Raw genomic sequence first — 21,977 nt, forward strand, 5'->3', positions numbered from 1 at the left:
CGCCGGCGACCCGGCCAGCCTGAACCCCACCCCGGGTACGCCGCCGCCCCCAGATCGGCCCCACCCTTACGCCGCCACCCCCCGCCCGCTCCCCTCCCGCCCGCCGACAGGAAGCCGTACCGCCGCCATGCCCAGCACGCCCGCCCCGGCCGCCGACCCCGCGCCCGTTTCCCTCCCCGCGTTCCGCGTCGAGCACGATCTGCTCGGCGACCGCGACGTACCCGCCGACGCGTACTACGGCGTCCACACCCTGCGCGCCGTCGAGAACTTCCCCATCACGGGCACCCCCATCAGCGCGTACCCCGAACTCGTCACCGCCCTCGCCTGCGTCAAGCAGGCCGCCGCGCTCGCCAACCGCGACCTCGGGCTCCTCGAGCCCCGCAAGGCGGACGCGATCGTCGCCGCCTGCGAGGAGATCCGCGCGGGCAAGCTGCACGACGCGTTCGTCGTGGACGTCATCCAGGGCGGCGCGGGGACCTCGACCAACATGAACGCCAACGAGGTCGTCGCCAACAGGGCCCTGGAGCTGCTCGGCCACGCCCGGGGCGAGTACGGCCGGCTGCACCCGCTGGAGGACGTCAACGCGGGCCAGAGCACCAACGACGTCTACCCGACGGCCGTCAAGATCGCCCTGGACTTCACCGCCCGGCGGCTGCTGGACGCCATGGAGGTGCTGCGGACCGCGTTCGCCGCCAAGGCGGAGGAGTTCGCCGACGTGCTGAAGATGGGACGCACCCAGCTCCAGGACGCCGTGCCGATGACGCTCGGCCAGGAGTTCGCCACGTACGCGATCATGCTGGAGGAGGACCGCAAGCGGCTCGCCGAGGCGTGCGCGCTGATCCGCGAGATCAACCTCGGCGGCACGGCCATCGGCACGGGTCTGAACGCCCACCCCGAGTACGCCGCGCTCGCCTCACGCCACCTGCGGGAGATCACCGGCCTGCCGCTGACCGTCGCCGACGACCTGGTCGAGGCCACCCAGGACGCCGGTGCGTTCGTGCAGTTGTCGGGCGTCCTGAAGCGGATCGCCGTCAAGCTCTCCAAGACCTGCAACGACCTGCGCCTGCTGTCCTGCGGGCCGCGCGCAGGCTTCGCGGAGATCAACCTGCCGCCCGTGCAGGCCGGTTCGAGCATCATGCCCGGCAAGGTGAACCCGGTGGTTCCCGAGGTCGTGAACCAGATCGCGTTCGAGGTGATCGGCAACGACATGGCGGTGACCATGGCGGCCGAGGCGGGCCAGCTCCAGCTCAACGCCTTCGAACCGCTGATCGCGCACAGCCTCCTGAAGAGCCTGACCCATCTGCGGGCGGGCTGCCTCACCCTCGCCGAGCGCTGCGTCACCGGCATCACCGCCAACCGCGAGCACCTCGCGCACCTCGTCGCCCACTCCATCGGCCTGGTGACCGCCCTGAACCCGCACATCGGCTATGAGCAGGCCACCGCCGTCGCCCAGGAGGCCCTGCGCAGCGGCCGCAGTGTGCAGGAACTGGTGCTGGAGCGTGGCCTGCTGACGGAACAGCGGCTTCGCGAGATTCTCCACCCGGACAACGTGGCACGCCCCCACGTCGTCCGCTGACTCCGCCTCCGCCGGACCTTCGCCTCCGCCGCCTCCGCCTCCGCCGGACACTCGCCTCCACCGCCTCCACCGGACACTCGCCTCCGCCGACTCCGCCTGCCGCTGATTCCACGTCCGTCGGACCTTCGCCCCGCGGGCCGTCAGAGGCCACGCGGGGCGACCAGGCCGGATTCGTAGGCGAGGACGACGAGCTGGGCGCGGTCACGTGCGTGGAGCTTGGTCATGGCCCGGTTGATGTGGGTCTTCGCGGTCATGGGTGTGATCACCATGCGGTCGGCGATCTGGTCGTTGGACATGCCCTGAGCGACCAGGGTGACGGCTTCGCGCTCGCGGTTGGTCAGCTCGTCCAGCCGCACGCCGGTGCCGTTGGCGATGGCGGGTGGCCGGGTGACGTACCTGTCGATGAGCTTGCGGGTGATGGAGGGCGCGAGCAGGGCGTCACCGCGTGCGGCGACGCGTACGGCGTGCAGGAAGTCCTCCGGCAGGATGTCCTTGACGAGGAACCCCGCTGCCCCGGCGCGCAGGGCGTCGAAGACGTACGCGTCCAGGCCGTAGTTGGTCAGGATGACGACGTGCACCCCTGCCAGCGCGGGGTCGGCGGCGATGCGCCTGGTCGCCTCGATGCCGTCGACGACCGGCATCTGGATGTCGATCAGGGCGATGTCGGGGAGGTGCTGCCGGGCCAGGGCGACGCCCTCCTCGCCGTCGGCCGCCTCGGCCACCACCTCGATGTCGTCCTCGAGGTCGAGGAGCGCGCGGAAGGCGCTGCGGAGGAGTGGCTGGTCGTCGACCAGCAGGACCCTGATCATGACGCCTGCTCCACGGGGAGTTCGGCCCGGACGGTGAAGCCGCCGCCGTCGCGCGGCCCGGCGTGCAGCCGGCCGCCGAGGGCGGTGACGCGTTGGCGCATGCCGAGCAGCCCGTGGCCCGGCGACGGGGTGGCGTCCGGTGTGGCTCTGCCGTCGTCGTCGACGCGTATCGCGAGGGCGTCCGGACGGCAGTCGATCCGGACGGTCGCCGTGGCGGCGTCCGCGTGGCGGGCGACGTTGGTGAGCGACTCCTGCACGATCCGGTAGACGGTCCGGTCCACGGCGGCCGGGACGTCGGGCCGCCGGCCCTCGATCGTCAGGGTGGTGTCGAGGCCGATGCCGCGGGCGCGTTCCACCAGTTCCGCGAGGTGGTCGAGGCCACGCGGCGGTGCCGTGTCGTCGTCGCGCAACGCCTCCAGGGTGGCCCGCAGCTCCCGGGTGGCCTCACGGCCGGCCTCCTGGATCGCCAGCAGGGCCTCCGGCACCTGTTCGCCACGCTTGCGGGCCACGTGAACGGCGACCTCGGCCTGCACCTTGATGATCGAGATCTGGTGGGTGAGGGAATCGTGCAGCTCCCGGGCGATGCGGAGCCGCTCCTCGTCCGCACGGCGCCGCGCGGTCTCCTCCCGGGTGCGCTCGGCCTCGTCGGCCCGCCGCTCGGCCTGCCGCAGCGCCTCGCCCGCGGCGGCGGCCGCGACGAGCCAGGCCAGTTCGAGGGCGCCCCGGGCCCGTGCGAACGCCTCCCCCGTGTCGTGCAGCCCTGATACGAGGGCCGCGACCGGTAGCGCCGCCAGCATGGCCACGCCTGCCACCACCGTGGCGGTGCGGTGCCCCGCCCGTACGGCCGCGTACACCGCGAACAGGAAGGCGACCACGGGCACGTCGAAGCCCGCCGCCTGGTACCCCACCGCGCACAGCGCGGTGACGGCCAGCACGGCGACCGGGGCACGGCGGCGCACGGCCAGCGCCAGTCCACCGGCCACCAGCAGCACATGGCCGACCACCTCGAAAGCCGCGGCGGAACGCTCCCCCGACAACCCGGTGACCAGCAGGATCACCGCCACACCGGCCGCGATCGCCCAGTCCCCCGCACCGATCCGTTCCCCGCCCATGCGCGCACCCTAGCCGGGTCTCCGCGCGGGCGACTCCTGCGAGGGGATGATCGGCCGGCTACCGCGGGCGCGGTAGGTCCGCGCACTCCCGCGCCGTGCGCGGCAGGTGGGTGCGGCATCGGCGGCAGCACGGATCGTCCGCGGCCGGGGGACGACCGGGGGCGGGTGCGGGGCGCATGCTCGGCTGACGTCCCGTCGCAGGTGACGTCCCGCTTGTGAAGAAGGAGCACTCCATGTCCGTACGAGTTCTGTTCGCAGCCGCGCCGGCTGCCGCGCCCGCCCCGTTCCAGGTCGCCGCCGCCGATGTGTACGCCATGGGCGCCGGGCGGCTCACGGCCCTCGTGGCCGCGTTGGTGGGGCTCGTCGGCGTGGCCGCCGGTGGCCTGGCTCTGGCCCGCTCCACCGGTCGCCCGCGTATCGGTTCCGGGCGGAGCAGGGCGCTGACGGCCGTAGTGGCCGGGCTGACCGGCGCGGCCCTGGGCGGGCTGGTGGTGGCCACCGCCGAGGGCGGACTTGGTACGGGCAACGGGCTGGGCGGTGGTGTCGTCGCCATGATGACGGGGCTGGCCGGCTCGGTGCTGGGGTGGCTCGCTCTGACCCGGACCCGCCGTACGGGGTGAGCCCCGGTCCCATGCCGGCCAGTGAACGGTCAACGGGTCGACGCCTGCCCCCATGGACGCCGCCGATGGCGACGTACCGTGGCGGACGGGCAGACGGGGAGCCGGTGCATGCCGTCCGCGCCCGCTTGTTCGCCGAAGTGACACCGCACTACCGTGCCGATGTGCTTCTCTTCTCACGCTCGTGGACGGCGTTGCGCACGGCGGTCGCCGAACTCCCGGACGCGGACTTCGCGCGGCCGTCCGGCTGCACCGGCTGGCTCGTGCGGGATCTCGTGTGCCACCTGGTCATCGACGCCCAGGACGTCCTGATCACCCTCGCGACCCCCGCCGACGGGGAGCCGACCCGCGATGCGGTGACCTATTGGGAGGTCACCGGCACCCCGCCGACAGGTGACGATCCGCTCGACGCGCTGACCGTCCGGCTGGCCGCCGCGTACCAGGAGCCGTGGCTGCTCACCTTCCACCTGGACGACGTCGGCTCCGCCGCCGGGCGCGCCGCCGAACTCGCCGATCCGGCCCGCCGGGTGGGCACGCGCGACCAGGTCCTGACCGTGCGCGACTACCTCTCGGCGTACGTTCTGGAGTGGACCCTGCACCACCTCGACCTGGTCGCCCACCTCCCGCACGCGGCGCAGCCTCCCGCGGAGGGGCTCGCACGGTCCCGCGAGATGCTGGAGAAGATCGCCGGCACGGCCTTCCCCGCCTCGTTCTCCGACACGGACGCGCTGCTGGTCGGCACCGGTCGGCGCGCGCCCACCGATGAGGAGCGGGCCCGACTCGGCGCGCTGGACGCCGTACTGCCGCTCGTCCTCGGATGAACGTGCATGCCCCGCAACGGCATTGGGGTACCGGCGGAAAACACGTGGCGCGGTGACCGGCGGGGGCTCAGACTCGGCGCATGACTGACATGGAGGCGTTCCGGGACGCGGTCACCGCGTGGGCGGCCGGCGGCCCCGGCGACGAGGCGCGCGAGCTGGCCGCCCGCCTGCCGGTCCGGGCGGTCGTCCTGCTGGAGGGGCTGAGCGACGCGGCAGCGGTCGACGCGCTGGCCGGTCGACGCGGCCGGGACCTGGCGGCCGAGGGCATCTGCGTCCTGCCGATGGGCGGCGCGATGAGCGTCGGGAGGTTCGCCCACCTCCTCGGGCCGTCCGGCCTGGGCCTGCGCCTCGCGGGACTGTGCGACGAGGCGGAGCGCGACCATTACGCCCGCGGCTGGGAGCGCGCCGGTGCGGAACAGTCCGGGTTCTTCGTCTGCGCGGCGGACCTGGAGGACGAGCTCATCCGCGCGCTGGGCGTGAACCGGGTGCAGGAACTCGTCCGGGAGGAAGGCGAATTGCGCCCGCTGCGGACCTTCCTGCGCCAGCCAGCACAACAGGGCCGGCCCGCACACCAGCAGTTGCGGCGCTTCTTCGGTACGAAGAAGGGGCGCAAGATCCACTACGGCCGGGTCCTCGTGGAGGCCCTCGCCCCCGACCGCGTACCCGCTCCCCTCGACCGTCTGCTCACCACCCTCTGACCGCCGGGCGGCTCCCGCAGCGGACCCCGGGCCCAACCCGGGCGTTCCGTCAGCCGGTCACCGCCAGCAGCCGCCGTGCCAGCGCCCGGGCCTGAAGGTCCGGATGGGGCGTCGCGTCGCAGGGGAAGCCGGAGACGGCGCGGCGCGGGGAGAAGGCGACGCGCTCCACGGCGGGGCGTGCCGCCTCCGGGAGCAGGCCCATTGAGGCAAGCGCGCGCAGGGCGCCCAGGTGCGGGCCGTACAGGTCGCCGCAGCGGGCGAGCTGGTCCCCGATCACCGGCGCCGTGTCGTGTGTGCGGCCCGTGACGCGCCAGATCGCGGCGGCCGCGTCCGCCCTGCTCTCCCGGTCGGGCGCGGACAGCCGTTCCTCGACGATCGGCAGGAGCGCGGCCGCGGCCGGGCCGAGCGCGTCCGCCACCCGTACGGCGGCCTCGCGCCGCGCCACCGCGTCCGGCAGCGCCCGCACCACGTCCAGGGCGGGCGCCGCGTCACCGGTGACCCGCGCCAGCGCCACCGCCGACGTCAGATCACCGGCGCCCGCCCGCGCCCGCAAGGCACGCACCGCGACGTCCCCGGCGTCCCGCCCCAGCGCGGCCAGCACTCCGGCCGAGGCGGGCAGGAGGCGTACCAGTGCGCCCACCCGGCCGGCCGCGAGCGCGGGGAAGTGCCGCAGCACGTCCGCCCACGGGGCGCACGGCCGGGCCGCGACCCTCCGGGCCACCGGCTCGGCGGCCGTGCCGAACGTCTCCACCGCGGCGGGCACGACCGTGCCGGGTGCGGTGAGCGGGGTGAGGCGGACGGTCGCCGCCTCGTCCGGCAGCTCGTCCATCAGCCGCAGGACGAGGCCGAGCGCGCCGGGCACGCGCAGCCGCACGGCCGCGTGGGTCGCCGCGACCCGTACGGCGGGGTCCTCGGACGTCAGGTGGCGCTGCAGCCACGGCGCCGGTACGCCGCCCTCCAGCGCGGCGCCCGCCCGCGCCACACGGCACAGACCCTCCGGGTCGGTGGCCGCTTCCGCCAGCCACGGCAGGACGTCCCGCTCGCGGTCGCGCCACGTCTCGGTGAGTTCCCAGGCCAGCGGCAGGCCGCGTGCCACGGCGCGCAGGGCCGCATCCGGGTCGTCCATCAGCCGGTCGGTGAGCGGCCGGTAGGAACCGGGCCAGGGGTGGTGCGTCTCGTCGGCGGGCGCCGCCTGTTCGGCGTCGAGCGCCGGTTCCACCAGGTCGGCCGGCAGGGGCAGCGGGGCGGTGCGCAGCAGGTCCGTCGCGGCGGCCCTGCGTACGGGTGGCTCCGGTGCCGCCAGCAGGCGCCGGTTGCGTGCTTCGCGGGCGTGGGGCGAGACGTCGAGGAGCCCCAGTGCGGTGACGAGATCGGCCCGCACCTCGGCGTCCTCCTCGGCGTCCAGCCGTGCCCGCAGCAGGGGCAGCAGCGGGAGGGAGGCGTGCTCGCAGGCGGCGACGATCCATATCATGGTGCGCCGGACGGACGGGTCCTCGTCCGCCGCGAGGCCCAGCAGGCCGGGCAGTGCCGTGGCCACCGCACGGCGCACCGACCGGTGTGCCGTGCCCGTGCCGGTGGCGGCGCCGTGCAGCAGCCACAGCAGACCGAGCCGGTCGCCGGTGCCCTCCAGGGCGAGCCGGGCGAGGAACGGCACGGCCGCGGCCGTCGCGGAGTAGATCGTCCCCTGGTGGCAGAGCGACGAGACCAGGTCCTCCATGGCCTCGTCGCGGACCTGCGCGTCGGGCGACCCCGCCGCGCGCAGCAGGCCGGGCACGTCGTCGGCCGGCCCGTACGCGTGCGCGAGTGCCGCCCAGTCGATGTCGTCGATTCCCTCCGGCATTCGGGTGACCCTACGGCAGAACGGCGGCCTCTTCCGATTCCGCCGGGTCGTCGGCCTCCCAGCGCAGCAGGTCTCCGGGCTGGCAGTCGAGCACGTCGCAGAGCGCGGCGAGTGTCGAGAAGCGCACCGCCTTGGCCCGGCCGTTCTTGAGCACCGCCAGGTTGGCGGGCGTGATGCCGACGCGGTCCGCGAGTTCGCCGACGGACATCTTCCGTCTGGCCATCATCACGTCGATGTCGACGACGATCGGCATCAGATCACCTCGTCGAGCTCGGCCTGGAGGCGTGTCGCCTGGAGGTCGCGCGCGACGGCCTGGGCGAGCAGCATCCGCAGGACGAGCACGATGAGCGCGACGCCCAGGACCGCCACTCCGACTCCGCCCACCAGCAGCACCACGCCCGGCGCGACGGCCTCGCCGGGCGCCAGTACGGTCCCGAGGGCGAAGACCACCAGGGCCGCCGCGACGAAGGCGCCGATCACGATGTCCACGTAACGGAAGGCGGCATGCGAGAACACCGTCCCGCGCCGCACCATCGTCACCAGCCGCCACACACAGACCATGACGACCTGGCCCGTCAGAACACCCAGCACCATGATCACCAGCAGCGGCGTACGCAGGTACGCGTAGTCCGCGTCCAGCCCGTCCAGGTCCCTGGCCAGCAGCGGCACCATCACCGCCTGGACGAACACCGAGCCGGCGAGCAGCACCACGAGCACGGCCCGCAGCGCGAGCACGGCAAGTCTTCCCATCATCCCTCCCTCTCACGAGCAACGATGGAAATCTATCGAATTTCGATAGCCACCGCCAGTGCACCGTAAGGTGGGCGCGGGCGCGGCGCTACGACGAGGAGAACGAGTGACTGCGCCGACTCTTGAGCACGCCACTGTCCCCGCCGACGCGGGTGAGGTGACCCTGCTGATAGCCCGCCAGGTGGAGCCCGGCTACGAGGACGTCTTCGAGCAGTGGGCGAAGGGCATCCTCGACAGCGCCTCCCACTTCCCGGGCCACCTCGGTTACGGGCTGTTCCGGCCCTCCAGGGACGGGGCGCCCTGGTTCCTCGTGCACCGCTTCCGCGACGCGGAGGCCTGCGGCGCGTGGCAGGAGTCACCGGAGCGGGCGGCGTGGTTCGCGCACTGCGAGGGCCACCGTCACACGGAGATCGCCCGCCGCACGCTGACCGGCATGGAGACCTGGTTCGCCAAGCCCGGGTCGACACGTCCCGCACCTCCGCGATGGAAGATGGCGATCAGCGCGACGCTGGCCATCTACCCGATCACCCTGCTCGGCGGCTACGTGCTGGTGCCGCACCTGACCATGCTGCCGCTGGTGCTCTCCAGCGCCGTCATCGCCGGGATATACAACGTCCTGATGACGTACGCGGCGATGCCCGCCGTGAGCCGGTTGCTGCGCCGCTGGCTCAACGGCCCGGACGGCGACGCGGGACGGTAGGGCCCCGGCAGCCGGCTCGGGTGGGTCGCGCGGCGCGTGGGGCCCGCGGCGAGGGGGCGGGGGCGCGCGGGGCGGGCGCCATTCCGCGGACGGGCCGCGGCGAGGGGGCCGGGGCGCGCGGGGCGGGCGCCGTTCCGCGGACGGGCCGGGGCGAGGGGGCCGGGGCTGGGGGGCTCGTCTTCCGGCGGTTGACACGCGGGGACGCGTCCGCGGCGCGGGCCGGGCCGTGGCCGATGATCGGAACGACAGCCCCGGTATCGGCGAGAGCGGGAGACGCAGTGGCAGAGCATCCGGTCATCGGCTACCTCGTCTGGGCCGTCCTGTTCGGCGCGATCTTCGCGTGGGAGGGCATCGGCCTGCTCCGTGCCGGCGACGCCTTCCCGACGCTCAGCGATGCGACCAGGGCGGTCATGAGCCATCCCGCGGGCCGGTGGGCGCTGTTCGCCCTGTGGCTCTGGTTCGGCTGGCACACCTTCGTACGAGGCTGGCACTTCCTGCTGCGGGACGCTTCCTGACCCACCACACATCCGGGCACCGCGCATGCTTCCCGTATCCCTCGACATCACGCTCATGCTGGCCGGGTACCTCGCGGTCATGGCCTACCTCGGGCTGGGCCTGCTCATCCTTGGGCGCCGCCCGGCGGCCCGGCGGTGGGTGCCTGCCCGGCGGCTCCTCCCGGTGTCCGCCAAGCACGGCATGCGGGCGTTCGTCCGCCAGGTCCTGGGCACCGCGATCGGTGGTTACGTGCTGCTGATGCTGGTCGTGGTCGGCTATTACCAGGGAGTGGCTCACCTGGGAGGGGCCTTCCTGGCGAGCGCGGTGACCGGTGCCGCGACGCTGATCGGCATCAGCGTGCCGCTGTTCCTCCTCGCCTCCTGGTTCGCCACGCGGCGACGCGGGTGAGGTGGGCCCGGGCCGGGGCGTCACCCCGCCCGAGCCGGTCCACCCCGGCACCGTGACGCCGCACGGGTTCCCGTATCTGCTGTCGGCCGATTCCCTTGGAGGGCCGCTGTCCACCGTGCTTGGTTGGCGGGATGGAGATCCTGGTTCTGGGCGGAACGGCATGGCTGGGGCGGGAGTTGTCACGGCAGGCGGTGGGCCGCGGCCACCGGGTGACGTGCCTGGCCCGCGGCGAGAGCGGGCGGGTCGCGGAGGGCGCGAGGCTGGTGGGCGCCGATCGGCGCGGCCCCTCGGCATACGGGCCGCTGCTCGACCGCGAGTGGGACGCGGTCGTCGAGGTGTCGTGGCAGCCCGGCTTCGTCCGCGAGGCGCTCCACGCGCTGGGCGCGAGGGCCGGGCATTGGACGTACGTGTCCTCCGTCAGCGCCTACGCCTCCCATGCCACGCCCGGCGCGGACGAGTCCGCGGAGCTCCTCCCTCCCTTCGACAGCGCGGAGGCGGACCGCGCGGTGTACGGGGAGGCGAAGGTCGCCTGCGAGCGGGCGTCGGACGCCGTCGTGGGCGACCGGCTGCTGATCGCGCGCGCCGGGCTGATCGGCGGGCCGGGCGACCACAGCGGACGCTCCGGGTACTGGGTGGCCCGCGCAGCACGGGACCCGCGGGGGCCGCTGCTGGTTCCTGACGCGCCCACGCTGCCGACGCAAGTGGTCGACGCACGGGATCTGAGCGCCTGGCTGCTCGACGCCGCCGAGACGGGACGCGTCGGGACGTACGACGCCGTGGGACCGGTCGTTCCGTTGGAGGACTGGATCGGTCTGTCCCGGTCTCTTGGCGGGCACACCGGCCGGGTGGTCGCGGCCGACTCGGCGTGGCTGGTCGCGAACGGCGTGGCCGCGTACATGGGCGCGGAGTCGCTGCCGATGTGGGTGGCCGAGGCGGGGTGGGAGGGCTGGGGCGCCCGGCAGGGGACGGCGGCGCGCGCGGCGGGGCTCCGTCACCGGCCGCCGGCCGAACTGCTGGCGGACACCCTGCGCTGGGAGCGGGAGCAGGGCCTGGACCGGGTGAGGCGTGCGGGGCTCAGCGCGCGGCGCGAGCGGGAGTTGCTGGCGTTGCTGGGGGCCACCGGCTGACGGCTACGGACGCCGGGAACCGGCGGCGCCGTGGCTGCCGTACGTACGACACGTACGCGTGCCGTACGCGTGCCGTACGTGTCGTACGTCTCGCCCGGCCAGGGTCGAACGGACTTGCGTCCACCGGTGGGTGGCGTGATGGGATGAGTCGATGCGACCCCCCACACGCATAGCGACGCATCCCCGCAACCCCTACGAAGAATTGGCGCAACTGGCCGATCCGGAGCCCGAGTCGGGCGAGCCGTCGGCCCGCGCGCGTCATGGCTCGAAGAGACTCGGCATCCCCTCGGACGACGACGAGGAGCCGTGGTCGCCGCCCGACCATCGTGGCAGGAGCCGCTTCGCGGCCGTCCCCGTCGTGGTGAAGCTCGCGGTCACGGCCGTCACCGGAGCCCTGCTGCTCACGGCCGGGGACCGGCTGGCCGTGGCGTACGCGGAGGAGAAGGCGGAGGACAGGATCCAGCAGTCCCTGGGCGTCGCCGCCAGGCCCCAGGTCGACATCGCGGGCTTCCCCTTCCTCACCCAGGTTCTGGGCAAGCGCATCCACCGGGCGGACGTCACCGTCCCCGATGTCGCCGCCGACAAGGTGTCACTGGCGGAAGTGCACGCGACGGCCACCGACATACGCGTGGTCGGTGACCTCCCCGCCTCGGTCCAGGGCGCCGTCGTGGACCGGATGGACGGGGACGTCCTCCTCTCCTTCGACGACCTGAACCGTGAACTGGGCGCGTCCCACGTCAGGTTCACCAAGGCCGGCGGTGACGGCATCCACATCCTCGGCACCCTGCCGGTCGCCGGCCGCGAGGTGAGCCTCCGCGCCGAGGCGCACGTCGGGCGGGACGGTGACCGGTCCGTGTCCACGACCGTCCAGAACATGCGCCTGGACGTCGCCGGACTGTTCACCTACCGGCCCGGCCACGACCCCGCTCGCTCCGGTCTGCGGCTGCACCCGCAGGCCGCCCGCCGGATCAGCCGCGAGGCGGCCGACATCAAGGCGCTGCTCGCCGTGCCCGCCATCGCCGAGCGCCTGGGGCTCCCCCAGGACCGGATCGACCAGGCCCTGCGCGGCGAGAAGGAGCTGAGCCGGCTGACCGGTTCACCGCTCTTCCTCCAGCGGTTGATGGGGGTGAATCTGGTCGACCTGGTGGCCGACCACCCCTGGCTCCTGGAGAAGGCCGGGATCGATCCGGCCCTGATCGGCGCCCTGCTGAAGCTCCGGCCCCCGGAGCTCGCCGACCGCTTCTCGCTCTCCTTCGCGCTGCCCGACTCCGCCGGGGACGTACGGCTCCGCCACGTCGGCGTGGAGGGCTCCGGCATCCGCGTGGGCCTGACGGGCTCCGGCCTCGCCTTCGGCGACGCGAACGTGAAGGCGGCCGCGCGGCGCCCGGTGGTGGAGCCGGTGTCCGCACAGCGGGGGCGGGGGCACTGACGCACCGCCGGCACGTGCCGGCCCGGGCCTCCCCGCCCGCCCGCACCTGCGGCGGACATGGTGCGCCCCGACGGCGAGTTATCCACAGCGGGACGACATCGGAACAGCCCTGTCCCACGGGCCTGTTATCTTTGCGTTACATCGCGGGCGTCACGCTCAGTCATGTTCTGGGGTGGGCCTTTGTGATGGCTTCATCGCGCCGGTAACTCGTATGCCGGCCCGGGCTCTCGGCTGCCGAGGGCCCGGGCCGCAACTCATGGCTGGACGGGGATGACCAAGCAGATCGACCACAGAAGAGTCGCGGACGCGCTCCGTGCCGCCACGAGACCCCTGACCAGGGCCCGCGGCCGACGAGCCCGACCACGTGCCCGGCGACGGCTGGGCAGGCCGGACTACCCGCGCTCCGGCAGGAGCGGCTGGCGCCGGTGGGTCCCGTCCTGGCGCCAGACCCTGGCCGCGTTATTCACGGGTGTCGCGGCGCTCGTGGGCGTCGTCACCATCGCGTACATACGTACCGAGATCCCGGAGGACCTCAACGGTTTCGCCACCCAGCAGGACAACGTGTACTACTGGGCCGACGGCTCGCCGATGGCCCGCACCGGCTGGGTGAGACGCCAGGAGATGCCCCTCGAGAAGATCCCCGAGGACGTCCGGTGGGCGGTGCTCGCGGCCGAGAACGCCAACTTCTACTCCGACCCCGGCGTCTCGGCGAGCGGAGTGACGCGGGCCCTGTGGAAGACGATCGGCGACGGCGACACCCAAGGCGGGTCCACCATCACCCAGCAGTACGTCAAGAACGTCTACCTCAGCCAGGACCGTTCGTTCTCCCGCAAGTTCACCGAGGTGCTGCTCGCCATCAAGGTCGACCGGCACCACAGCAAGGACCGGATTCTCGAGGACTACCTCAACACCAGTTGGTTCGGGCGGGGCACGTACGGCCTGCAACGCGCCTCCCAGGCGTACTACGGCAAGGACGTCACCCAGCTCAACGCCAGTGAGGGGGCCTTCCTCGCCGCCCTCCTCAAAGGCGCCTCGCTCTACGACCCTGCCCTCTCGCGCGCCAATCGCGAACGCGCCGTCGAGCGGTGGGCCTGGACCCTGGACCGGATGGTCGAGATCGGCAGGCTCTCCGCCGAAGAGCGTGCCCGTTACACCACCTTCCCCGAGCCCAGGGTGCCGACCAGGCCCAGCAGCGCGGGCGGGCAGAGCGGCTATCTCGTCGAGCTGGCGGAGACGTACGCGAAGCGCGCGGGACGCATCAGCGACGCGCAATTCGACCTCGGGGGCTACCAGGTCTACACGACCTTCGAGAAGCCCCGCACGACCGCCCTCACCAAGGCCGTCAACGACGCACGCGCCGCACTCGACCCCAAGCAGCGCGCGGCGGACCGGTTCGCCCGGTTCGGAGCCGCCTCCGTCGCGCCCGACGGCCGCATACTCGCCGTCCACGGCGGACCCGACTACCAGAAGCAGGCGTTCAACGAGTCCAACGCCGCCACCGTCCCGGCCGGCACCGTCTTCACCCCGTTCGTCTACGCCGCCGCCCTCGAACACGGCGTCCGGCGGGAGCGCGGCGGCCCCCGCACCCCCGTCACACCCACGACCGTCTACGACGGCGACAACGGCGTACCCCTGAGGACCCCCGAGGGGCCCTACTGGGACCGCGCCGGAAAAATGGTCAAGGGCACCAACCTGGACGGCCGTTCCCACGGACGCGTCAGCCTGCGCCGCGCCCTGGCCGAGTCGGCGGACGCTCCCTTCCTCCAGCTCGGCATGGACGTCGGTCTCGATCAGGTGCGCCGCACCGCGCAGGCCGCCGGGCTGCTCGCCTCCAGCTTCGGCCCCCCGGTGCCCGACTTCGCCCTCGGCAACTCCACGCCGAGCGCCATCCGCATGGCCAGCGCGTACAGCATGTTCGCCGCCCAGGGCACCCACACGGAGCCCTACTCGGTGCTGCGCGTGACGCACAAGGGCGAACCGGTCCCCCTGGCCACGCCCCGCAGGCAGCGCGCCATCAGCCCCACGGTCGCCGAGCAGGTCACCGACGCCCTTGCCCGGGGCACGAGCGACGGACGGACCGGAGCGGACGGCACCGCCACCGACGGCGGTGCCAACGGTGACACCGCCGCCGATGGCACCGCCGTCGACGGCACGATCGCCGGCAGGGCCGGAGGCACCCGGGACGACACCGCACGCTGGTACGCCGGGTACACGCCGGCCGAAGCCACGGCCGTCGTCGTCTACCGCATGGACCTCACCAAGAGCCTCGCCCCCCTGCCCCTCCGGGGCCTTGGAGGCGACTCCACGGCCGGGTCCGACCACCCGGCCCGGATCTGGAACCAGTACACGCACGCGACGGCCGGCGCGAACGGCACCGCGGGCCGTGCCGCGTCACACAGTGGGGGAAAGACACGATGATCCGCAACAGCCCGGCGCTGCGGCGTCTGCGCGAGCGCGCGACCACCCGCGGCGTCGCCCTCGGTGTCGCCGCCGTGCTCATCGCCACCGGCGCGAGCCTGCTCCCCCTGGTGACGGACGGTCGCGAGGCCGACGACGGCCTGGCGGCCCCGACCGACCGGAGCTCCGCACCGGCACCACGTACCTCGGCCGGGCAGAAGCGCCGGCAGGGCAAGGAGGCCGACGAGAAGTGGGACGGCCGCGTCAGGATCCTGGGCGACGGCTCCACCTCCTACACCGGCCCCCAGCCGGGGCAGTTGAAGCCCGAGCGGCTCAAAGCGGGGCAGCGACCGCCCCAGTTCGTCGTCTTCTCCTGGGACGGTGCTCTGGAGGGCGACGACCGGCTGTTCTCCCGCTTCCGCCGCGTCGCGCGGGAGAGCGGCGCCCACATGACCTTCTTCCTCACCGGCATCTACCTCCTGCCGCAGGAGAAGAAGAACCTCTACCGGCCGCCGCAGCACGGTACCGGGGCCGCGGCGATCTCCTACCCCACCCGCGAGCACATCCGCACCACCCTCGATCAGCTCGGCAAGGCGTGGAAGGAGGGGCACGAGATCGGTTCGCACTTCAACGGCCACTTCTGCGGGGCCAAGGGAGGCGGGGACTGGAGCACGGCCGAGTGGACCAGTGAGATCGACCAGTTCTACTCCTTCGTGCAGAACTGGAAGACGAACACCGGCTTCACCGACCTCGACCCGCTGCCGTTCGACCCCACCCGTGAGGTCACCGGTGGGCGGGCGCCCTGTCTCGAGGGGCAGAAGACGCTCATACCGGCGTCCAAGCCCTTCGGCTGGCGCTACGACGCGAGTTCCTCGGGAGACTTCCAGATCTGGCCGTCGAAGAAGGACGGGGTGTGGGACCTGCCGCTCCAGATGCTGCCGTTCCCGGGCAAGGACTTCCAGGTGCTGTCCATGGACTTCAACTACCTCTACAACCAGTCCCGGGGCCTCACCGAGGGCGATCCCGCGAAGTACGCCACCTGGCGTGCGCAGACCCGCGACTCCTACCTCGCCGGCTTCGAACGGGTATTTCACGGCAGCCGCGCTCCCATGTTCGTCGGCAACCACTTCGAGAACTGGAACGGCGGCATATACATGGACGCCGTGGAGGACGTGATGCGGAGCGTCTGCCCGCGCAAGGAGGTCCGCTGCGTCTCCTTCCGTGAACTGACCGACTGGCTGGACGCCCAGGACCCGGAGGTTCTGGCGCGGTGGCGCACGCTCGACCCCGCACAGCCCGCCGACTGGTCGTCCGCGGGCAGGTGAGCCACGGTCCGCCCCGGGCGGGCGCGACACAGTCCGCGACCCGCCCGGGCCTCCTACGATGTCCGCGGACGAGGGGAGGACCCATGGGGGTCGGGGACACGGGCGGGGACACGGCCGGCGACGGCTACAAGCCGGAAACCGGAGGCGGAGCCGGGGGCGTGTACGGAACCGGGGCCGGAAACGGTGCCGGGGGCGCGTACCGGACCGGAGGCGGAGCCGGGGGCGCGTACGGAACCGGGTGGGACGTCGACGGGCGGGCGCACCGCGGGCAGCGGTGGTCGGCCAGGGCGTCGCTGGGCGCGGTGACACTGGCGGCGCTGCTGCCGCTGCTGGCCGGGGGCGTCGGCGGCGTGCTGCTGCTCCTGGCCGGGGCGGCGGGCATGTCCGTCACGGTGGCGGGCCTGTGGTGGACGCTGACGCGGCGCGGCACGGCACGCGTGGCCGCCGCGGCACTCGCGGTGGCGGCGCCCGTGGCCGTCATCACCATGTTCGCGGCCGCCAACCTGCTGTGGGTGGTCATGGTCTCGCTCGCGCTGTGGGTCATCGCCGTCTGGACCGGCCGGTACGCACTGCGCAGCACCGGTCTGCGCCCCGTCCGGGTGAAGGAGCACCGCACTCCGCCACCACGGCGGCCGTTCCTCGTGATGAACCCGCACTCGGGCGGCGCCAAGGTGGAGCGGTTCGCCCTCAAGGAGAAGGCCGAGCGGCTGGGCGCCCATGTGGTGCTGCTCGATCCGGAGAAGCCCCGGGACGTCACGGAGCTGGCCCGGCGGGCGGTGGCGGACGGCGCGGACCTCCTGGGGGTCGCGGGTGGTGACGGCACGCAGGCACTGGTGGCCGCGGTCGCCGCCGAGCACGGACTGCCGTTCCTGGTGATCTCGGCGGGCACCCGCAACCACTTCGCCATGGACCTGGGCCTGGACCGCGACGATCCGGCGGCGTGCCTGGACGCGCTCACCGACGGGGTGGAGCTCCATGTGGACCTCGGCTTCGCGGGCGGGCGCCCGTTCGTCAACAACGTCTCCTTCGGTGTGTACGGGTCGGTGGTGCAGAGTCCCGCCTACCGGGAGGACAAGGTGGGCACGGCCCTTGATCTGTTGCCCGACCTGCTCACCCGGCAGAGCGGGCCGCGGCTGACCGCCCGTGCCGGGGGCACGACGCTCAGCGACCCGCAGGCGGTGCTCGTCAGCAACAACCCCTACCGCCGGGACGACCCGACGGGGCTCGGCCGCCGTGAGCGGCTGGACTCCGGCGTGCTCGGTGTCCTGGGCGTCCGTGTGGACAGCGCCGCGGAGGCGGCGGCGCTCCTCCTCGACCCGGAGGCGGGCGGGCTGACAGTGCTGACGGCCCGTGAGGTGGTCGTCGACGCCGACCGTCCGGCCATCGAGGTCGGCATCGACGGTGAGGCGCTGGTCCTGCCCGCCCCCGTCCGCTGCACCATCGCACCGCGGGCGTTGCGTGTCCGGGTGCCCCGGCAGCGGCCCGGGGTTCCGCAGGCGCAGCCCCGGCTCGACTGGCGCCGTCTGCGCAAACTGGCCGCGGCGGTGGGCCGTACGGCGGTGACGGGCCGCCCGGCGGGCAAGGTGCACCGGACCGGCCGGTGACGGCTCCCGGGCACCGGGTGGCGTGGCGTTCCCCTTGCGTGCCGGTCGGCCTCAGGCCATGACGACGATCGCCACGGCGCCGAAGGCGTCGACGACGCAGCACCACTCCGACCATGCCCGGGGCACGACCCGGTCCGCCCGGTGGTGCGCGAAGTCCCAGACGCCGTGGGCCAGCCAGCCGGTGGCCAGGAAGTAACGGCCCAGGGTGTCGTCGATGGCCAGGGCGATCAGCGCCACGGCCACGAAGCCGACGAGCCCGGCGAGCTGGAGAGGGAGCACTCCGGGCCGTCGCAGTTCGCCGCGCAGTGCTCCGAAGACCAGGTAGCACAGCGGCATGATGACGAGGAGGCCCGCCAGGAGGCCCAGGGGCGGCACGCCGTCGAAGAAGGTCGCGACGACCAGGGCGAGCGCCAGCACCGTGGGCCACCGGTGCACGACGGCGGCGAAAACGCCTGCCGCCCCGGAAGGCGGGGTCTGGGCACGGGTGGTCGGGCCGTCCTGGCCGGCCTGGCTGTCCCTGATCATCATGGCGTCTCCCGGGTGCTGAAGGTCGAGTGGTGGGCGAGGGGCGGCGGACGTCACGGGGGTGGTGCCCGGCTCCAGTGTCCGGCCCGGTGGCTGCCGGCGCGCGCGTCGGCACAATCCATGTCCGGCACCTTGGGGTACCTGTCCTTCCGGCATAGGGTCGCGCCCATGGCGGAACGGCTCACGGGGCGTACGGCGAAACGGCCTTCGGCGCGACGGCACCCAAGGGAACGTCCCACGACGGACGAGCCCGCGGCACAACGGCCGGAGGCACAACGGCCCGCGGCACAACGGCCGGGGGCACAACGGCCGAGGGCGGACCAGCCGGGGGCGGACCAGCCTGCGGCGGACCGGCCTGCGGCACAACAGGAAGCGGCACAACAGGAGACGGCACAACAGCCGGGGCCGGAACGGCCGCGGGCGGAGCGGCTGATGGTGGTGGTCGGATACGCGGCGGCCGAGTTGCTGGACATCGCGTGCGTGACCACGAGCCTGGCGATGGCCAACACCATCGGCGCCCCGGCCGTGCCCTACCGGGTGATCGTGGTCGGGCCCAGTGGTGGTCCGATCGTCTGCGACTCGGGGCTGAGCCTGGGCAGTCAGCAGTCCCTCGAACGGCTCGTCGGCCCCGTGGACACACTGATCGTCTCGGGCGGCACCGGGTTCGAGCGGGCGGCGGACGACCCCCGCCTCGTGGGACACGTCCGGCGACTGGCCAGGGAGAGCAGGCGGGTGGCGTCCGTGTGCACGGGAGCGGGTGTGCTGGCCGCCGCCGGGCTGCTGGAAGGTCGCCGCGCCACCACGCACTGGCGGTACGCGCCACAGATCGCCGCCCGCTATCCGGGCGTCACCATGGACCCGGCTCCCATCTACGTTCGTGACGGGAACGTCTACACGGCCGCGGGTGTCACCAGCGCCCTGGACCTCACGCTCGCCTTCATCGAGGAGGACCACGGACCCGAACTGGCCCGCAAGGTGGCCCGCGGCCTGGTCGTGTACCTCCAACGCCCCGGAAACCAAGCACAGATGAGCCTGTTCACCTCCGCTCCGCCACCCCGCAACGAGCTGGTGCGCGAGCTCGTCGAACACATCACCGCCCACCCTGACCACGACCTCGGCACGACGGCGCTCGCCGCCCGGGCCGGGGTGACACCGCGTCACCTCACACGGTTGTTCACCGAGCACCTCGGGCAGTCGCCGGGCCGGTTCGTCCGCCAGGCCCGCACCGAGGCCGCCGCACAGCTCCTGGCGTCGACGGAGCTGCCCATGGCGAGCGTGGCCGCCCGCTGCGGGTTCGGCACCGTGGAATCACTGCGCCAGGCGTTCACCGGCCGGTACGGGGTTTCCCCGTCCCGTTACCGGGCCACGCAGTCGACGGCCGTGCTGAACACAACGCGCTTGTGAAGCACAACAGTTGTGTCCGGGAGAGCAGTGGGAGACCCGGGGCACCACCGCATTCATGTGTCCCGCGTCCGTAAGGCGAGTGAGGGACCTTGTTTGCTTGACACAACACGGCAGCCGTACCCTTCGGCTCAGTCCGCATCCTTCACATACGCCAACGGCCCGCAGGAGGACACATGCCCGCACAGGCAACCGCAGCAAGCAGCATCGAGGCGACCACCGCTCTGCTGATGGAGGAGCTGCCCCAACTCGAGCAGCAGCAGCAGGCACTGGAGAAGGACCTCGCGGCCGTCACGGAACGGCTCGAATCCGTCCGTGGTGCGCTCACCGCGCTGAAGGCGCTGTCCACCGTGGCCGTCCCCGCACCGCGCGCCGAGGAGCCCGTGGCCCCCGCCGCCGGGACCCCCGTGGAAGAGGAGCCGACGACGGCTCCGGAGCCGGACGCGACGGCGGAGCCCGCGGCCGTGACGGAATCCAACACCGGGACGGAATCCAACACCGAGACGGAGCCGGCCGCCGCACAGGAGCCGGCGGCCGACGCGAACCCGGCCGCCGCACAGGAGACCCCCGCACAGGAGACCCCCGCGCAGGAGACCCCCGCGCAGGAGGCTCCGAAGACCCCGGCGCAGGAGGCTCCCGCGAAGGAGGTCCCGGCACAGCGCACGCCTCGCAGCACCGCCACCACCGCGCGCAAGAGCACCGCCAAGAAGCCCGCCGCCAAGAAGCCCGCGCGGGCCGCCAAGACGGCCACGTCCCGCCCCGCCAAGAAGTCGGGCGCCGTGAAGGCGACGCGGACCACCAAGGCCACGACCACGGCGAAGACCGCCAAGGCCAAGACCACGACCACGGCGCAGACCCCGAAGGCCACGGGGACCGCCAAGGCCGCGAAGACGGCCAAGGCCACCAGCACCCAGAAGGTCACCAAGGCCGCCAAGGACCAGAAGGACGAGAAGGCGGCCGGCAGCGCCTCCTCCGCCGCCGGGCAGGACACCGCCGGGCTCACCGATCAGGTCGCGGCCGTGCTCGCCCGCAGTGGTGACACTCCCCTGCGCGCCCGGGACGTCGCCAAGGAGCTCGGCCGCGACGACTCCACCGGCGCCATCAACACCGTACGCAGCACCCTCGACCGTCTGGTGGCCACCTCCCGTGCCCGCCGTGCGGGCCGCGGCCTGTACCAGGCGCCCGCCGCCTGAACCCCCGGCCGCCACGCGGCTCCGCCCCGGCAACCTGGGGGTTGCCGGGGGGCGTGTGGTGACTCCGCCTCAGGAGCAGAGGCGCGCGACGCGTTCCAGTTCGTCGGCGAGCAGGGCGGGGTCGCGGGGGCCGATGTGCGGTGCCGCGAGGGAGCGTACGCGGAAGCGGTTCCCCGGGGTCAGCTCGTCGGCCTCGCGGATCATCCGGTCCTGGAGGGCGAGGGGGATCGCGCGGTCCTCGGTGAACCGCAGGAACGTCCGCGGGACCCGGCCCCACCGCTCGGGCAGGCCGCGCGCGTCGGCTTCCGCGACGGCGGCCGACTCGTCCGGCTCCAGGATGTTGAGCAGCGCGCGGACCTCGTCGTCCGGGTAGCCGCCGGCGAGCGCCTCCTTGGCCGTCCGGAAGAAGCCAGGGTCGTTGCTGCGCCAGTTGACGCGGTTGACACCCAGCTCCCGTGGAGTGGGGACGCCGGTCAGCCGGAGCAGGACGCTGGTGAGGCCCTCGGTGGACAGCATCAGTTGCATCACGGTGGCCGTCTTCGCCGGGCAGAAGGCGGACGCGTAGACCAGGTGTGCGAGCAGCTCCGGGACCTGGTTCGCCACGGCGTTGAGGGTGGCGCCGCCCATGCTCTGGCCCACGAGCACCACCGGACCGTTGCGGTGGGCCCGCCGTACCACGCCGGTCACGTGCTCGGCGAAGTCGGCCAGGGTCACCTCGCCGAGCGGGGAGGGCTCGGTGCTCAGCCGCTCCAGGTCCTGGGGTGCCTGGTAGGAGAGCGGGAAGTACGCGCCGGGGCCGTGCCCGGGCAGGTCCACGGCGACGGAGCGGTGTCCGCGCAGGGCCAGTTCGCCCACGAGGGGTGACCAGCCATAGGAGTTGCTGCCGGAGCCGTGCACCAGGACGAAGGTGGGCGAGGCGGAACGGTGGCGCCTGCGGTCGGCGGCGCCCTCCGTGGACGCCGCCACGGTCGCCGTGGTCGCCGCGCCCACCGAGGCGACTGCGCCGGCACCGGCCACGGCGGCCCTCAGGACCGTACGACGCGAGCGACCACTCCCTCCGGACGCCGGCGTCTGCGCCCCCCTCCCCGTCCGCGACCCTGTCTCCGACCCCGTGTCCGTTGCGTTGTTCGCCTCAGTCATGGGGCGAATC

General features: G+C 73.3%; 21 protein-coding genes. 14 read left to right on the plus strand and 7 right to left on the minus strand.

The annotated features are described in order from the left end of the window. Window positions 1–127: 127 nt before the first annotated feature. On the plus strand, window positions 128–1,576 hold the full coding sequence (gene aspA, locus E2B92_RS01800; protein WP_133087360.1) for an aspartate ammonia-lyase: 1,449 nt from the start codon (window positions 128–130) through the stop codon (window positions 1,574–1,576). A gap of 140 nt (window positions 1,577–1,716) precedes the next feature. Here aspA and E2B92_RS01805 read toward each other — a convergent pair whose 3' ends face one another. Both E2B92_RS01805 and E2B92_RS01810 read right to left on the minus strand, forming a co-directional pair. Beyond that, window positions 1,717–2,385 carry a response regulator gene (locus tag E2B92_RS01805; RefSeq protein ID WP_126887336.1) on the minus strand — a complete coding sequence of 223 codons (669 nt, stop codon included), beginning with the start codon at window positions 2,383–2,385 and terminating at the stop codon, window positions 1,717–1,719. Then, on the minus strand, window positions 2,382–3,497 hold the full coding sequence (locus E2B92_RS01810; RefSeq protein ID WP_126887335.1) for a sensor histidine kinase: 1,116 nt from the start codon (window positions 3,495–3,497) through the stop codon (window positions 2,382–2,384). The genes E2B92_RS01805 and E2B92_RS01810 overlap by 4 nt, the downstream gene beginning before the upstream one ends. A gap of 233 nt (window positions 3,498–3,730) precedes the next feature. Between E2B92_RS01810 and E2B92_RS01815 the strand changes: the two genes are divergently transcribed. The 3 genes from E2B92_RS01815 (at window position 3,731) to E2B92_RS01825 (ending at window position 5,633) form a co-directional block, all read left to right on the plus strand. Then, window positions 3,731–4,117, plus strand: coding sequence for a DUF6223 family protein (locus tag E2B92_RS01815; protein WP_126887334.1), 387 nt, complete (start codon window positions 3,731–3,733; stop codon window positions 4,115–4,117). Between the two features lie 161 nt (window positions 4,118–4,278). After that, window positions 4,279–4,935, plus strand: a complete 657-nt coding sequence (locus E2B92_RS01820; RefSeq protein ID WP_126887333.1) for a maleylpyruvate isomerase N-terminal domain-containing protein — start codon at window positions 4,279–4,281, stop codon at window positions 4,933–4,935. A gap of 80 nt (window positions 4,936–5,015) precedes the next feature. Further along, the gene (locus E2B92_RS01825) at window positions 5,016–5,633 is read left to right on the plus strand and encodes a TOPRIM nucleotidyl transferase/hydrolase domain-containing protein (protein WP_126887332.1); all 618 of its coding nucleotides are present in this window, start codon (window positions 5,016–5,018) and stop codon (window positions 5,631–5,633) included. Window positions 5,634–5,682: 49 nt separating this feature from the next. Here E2B92_RS01825 and E2B92_RS01830 read toward each other — a convergent pair whose 3' ends face one another. From E2B92_RS01830 to E2B92_RS01840, 3 genes are read right to left on the minus strand one after another with little or no spacing between them, the layout of a single operon-like run. Further along, the gene (locus tag E2B92_RS01830) at window positions 5,683–7,473 is read right to left on the minus strand and encodes a hypothetical protein (RefSeq protein WP_126887331.1); all 1,791 of its coding nucleotides are present in this window, start codon (window positions 7,471–7,473) and stop codon (window positions 5,683–5,685) included. Window positions 7,474–7,483: 10 nt separating this feature from the next. Further along, window positions 7,484–7,726: a helix-turn-helix domain-containing protein gene (locus E2B92_RS01835; RefSeq protein WP_126887330.1), complete on the minus strand. Its 243-nt coding sequence runs from the start codon at window positions 7,724–7,726 to the stop codon at window positions 7,484–7,486. After that, window positions 7,726–8,223 (minus strand): DUF2975 domain-containing protein, encoded by a 498-nt coding sequence (locus tag E2B92_RS01840; protein ID WP_126887345.1) that lies wholly within the window; start codon window positions 8,221–8,223, stop codon window positions 7,726–7,728. Before E2B92_RS01840 ends, E2B92_RS01835 begins: the two co-directional genes overlap by 1 nt. Before the next feature lie 106 nt (window positions 8,224–8,329). Between E2B92_RS01840 and E2B92_RS01845 the strand changes: the two genes are divergently transcribed. From E2B92_RS01845 to E2B92_RS01880, 8 genes are all read left to right on the plus strand, one after another. Continuing rightward, window positions 8,330–8,923 (plus strand): antibiotic biosynthesis monooxygenase, encoded by a 594-nt coding sequence (locus E2B92_RS01845; RefSeq protein WP_126887329.1) that lies wholly within the window; start codon window positions 8,330–8,332, stop codon window positions 8,921–8,923. 278 nt (window positions 8,924–9,201) lie between these two features. Next, window positions 9,202–9,438 carry a DUF6186 family protein gene (locus E2B92_RS01850; protein ID WP_126889614.1) on the plus strand — a complete coding sequence of 79 codons (237 nt, stop codon included), beginning with the start codon at window positions 9,202–9,204 and terminating at the stop codon, window positions 9,436–9,438. A 25-nt stretch (window positions 9,439–9,463) separates the two neighbouring features. Next, window positions 9,464–9,826: a DUF6256 family protein gene (locus E2B92_RS01855; RefSeq protein WP_126889613.1), complete on the plus strand. Its 363-nt coding sequence runs from the start codon at window positions 9,464–9,466 to the stop codon at window positions 9,824–9,826. Window positions 9,827–9,957: 131 nt separating this feature from the next. Beyond that, window positions 9,958–10,953 carry an oxidoreductase gene (locus E2B92_RS01860; RefSeq protein WP_133087361.1) on the plus strand — a complete coding sequence of 332 codons (996 nt, stop codon included), beginning with the start codon at window positions 9,958–9,960 and terminating at the stop codon, window positions 10,951–10,953. Window positions 10,954–11,104: 151 nt separating this feature from the next. Further along, entirely contained in the window at window positions 11,105–12,382 is a 1,278-nt protein-coding gene (locus E2B92_RS01865; protein WP_126885477.1) for an LmeA family phospholipid-binding protein, read from the plus strand. Between the two features lie 270 nt (window positions 12,383–12,652). Then, window positions 12,653–14,800, plus strand: a complete 2,148-nt coding sequence (locus tag E2B92_RS01870) for a transglycosylase domain-containing protein (RefSeq protein ID WP_126885478.1) — start codon at window positions 12,653–12,655, stop codon at window positions 14,798–14,800. Then, window positions 14,797–16,104, plus strand: coding sequence for a hypothetical protein (locus E2B92_RS01875; RefSeq protein ID WP_235023641.1), 1,308 nt, complete (start codon window positions 14,797–14,799; stop codon window positions 16,102–16,104). Before E2B92_RS01870 ends, E2B92_RS01875 begins: the two co-directional genes overlap by 4 nt. An 83-nt stretch (window positions 16,105–16,187) precedes the next feature. After that, entirely contained in the window at window positions 16,188–17,708 is a 1,521-nt protein-coding gene (locus E2B92_RS01880; RefSeq protein ID WP_126885479.1) for a diacylglycerol/lipid kinase family protein, read from the plus strand. Between the two features lie 51 nt (window positions 17,709–17,759). Here E2B92_RS01880 and E2B92_RS01885 read toward each other — a convergent pair whose 3' ends face one another. Next, window positions 17,760–18,236 carry a hypothetical protein gene (locus tag E2B92_RS01885; RefSeq protein ID WP_235023642.1) on the minus strand — a complete coding sequence of 159 codons (477 nt, stop codon included), beginning with the start codon at window positions 18,234–18,236 and terminating at the stop codon, window positions 17,760–17,762. Between the two features lie 429 nt (window positions 18,237–18,665). Here E2B92_RS01885 and E2B92_RS01890 point away from each other — a divergent pair, with 429 nt between their 5' ends. Both E2B92_RS01890 and E2B92_RS01895 read left to right on the plus strand, forming a co-directional pair. Beyond that, window positions 18,666–19,637, plus strand: a complete 972-nt coding sequence (locus E2B92_RS01890) for a GlxA family transcriptional regulator (RefSeq protein WP_126885480.1) — start codon at window positions 18,666–18,668, stop codon at window positions 19,635–19,637. Window positions 19,638–19,810: 173 nt separating this feature from the next. Next, entirely contained in the window at window positions 19,811–20,827 is a 1,017-nt protein-coding gene (locus tag E2B92_RS01895) for a hypothetical protein (protein WP_126885481.1), read from the plus strand. A 69-nt stretch (window positions 20,828–20,896) separates the two neighbouring features. Here E2B92_RS01895 and E2B92_RS01900 read toward each other — a convergent pair whose 3' ends face one another. After that, the gene (locus E2B92_RS01900) at window positions 20,897–21,844 is read right to left on the minus strand and encodes an alpha/beta hydrolase (protein WP_235023643.1); all 948 of its coding nucleotides are present in this window, start codon (window positions 21,842–21,844) and stop codon (window positions 20,897–20,899) included. Window positions 21,845–21,977 lie beyond the last annotated feature (133 nt).

It is taken from the genome of Streptomyces sp. WAC05374 (genome assembly GCF_004353505.1).
GTDB lineage: Bacteria > Actinomycetota > Actinomycetes > Streptomycetales > Streptomycetaceae > Streptomyces.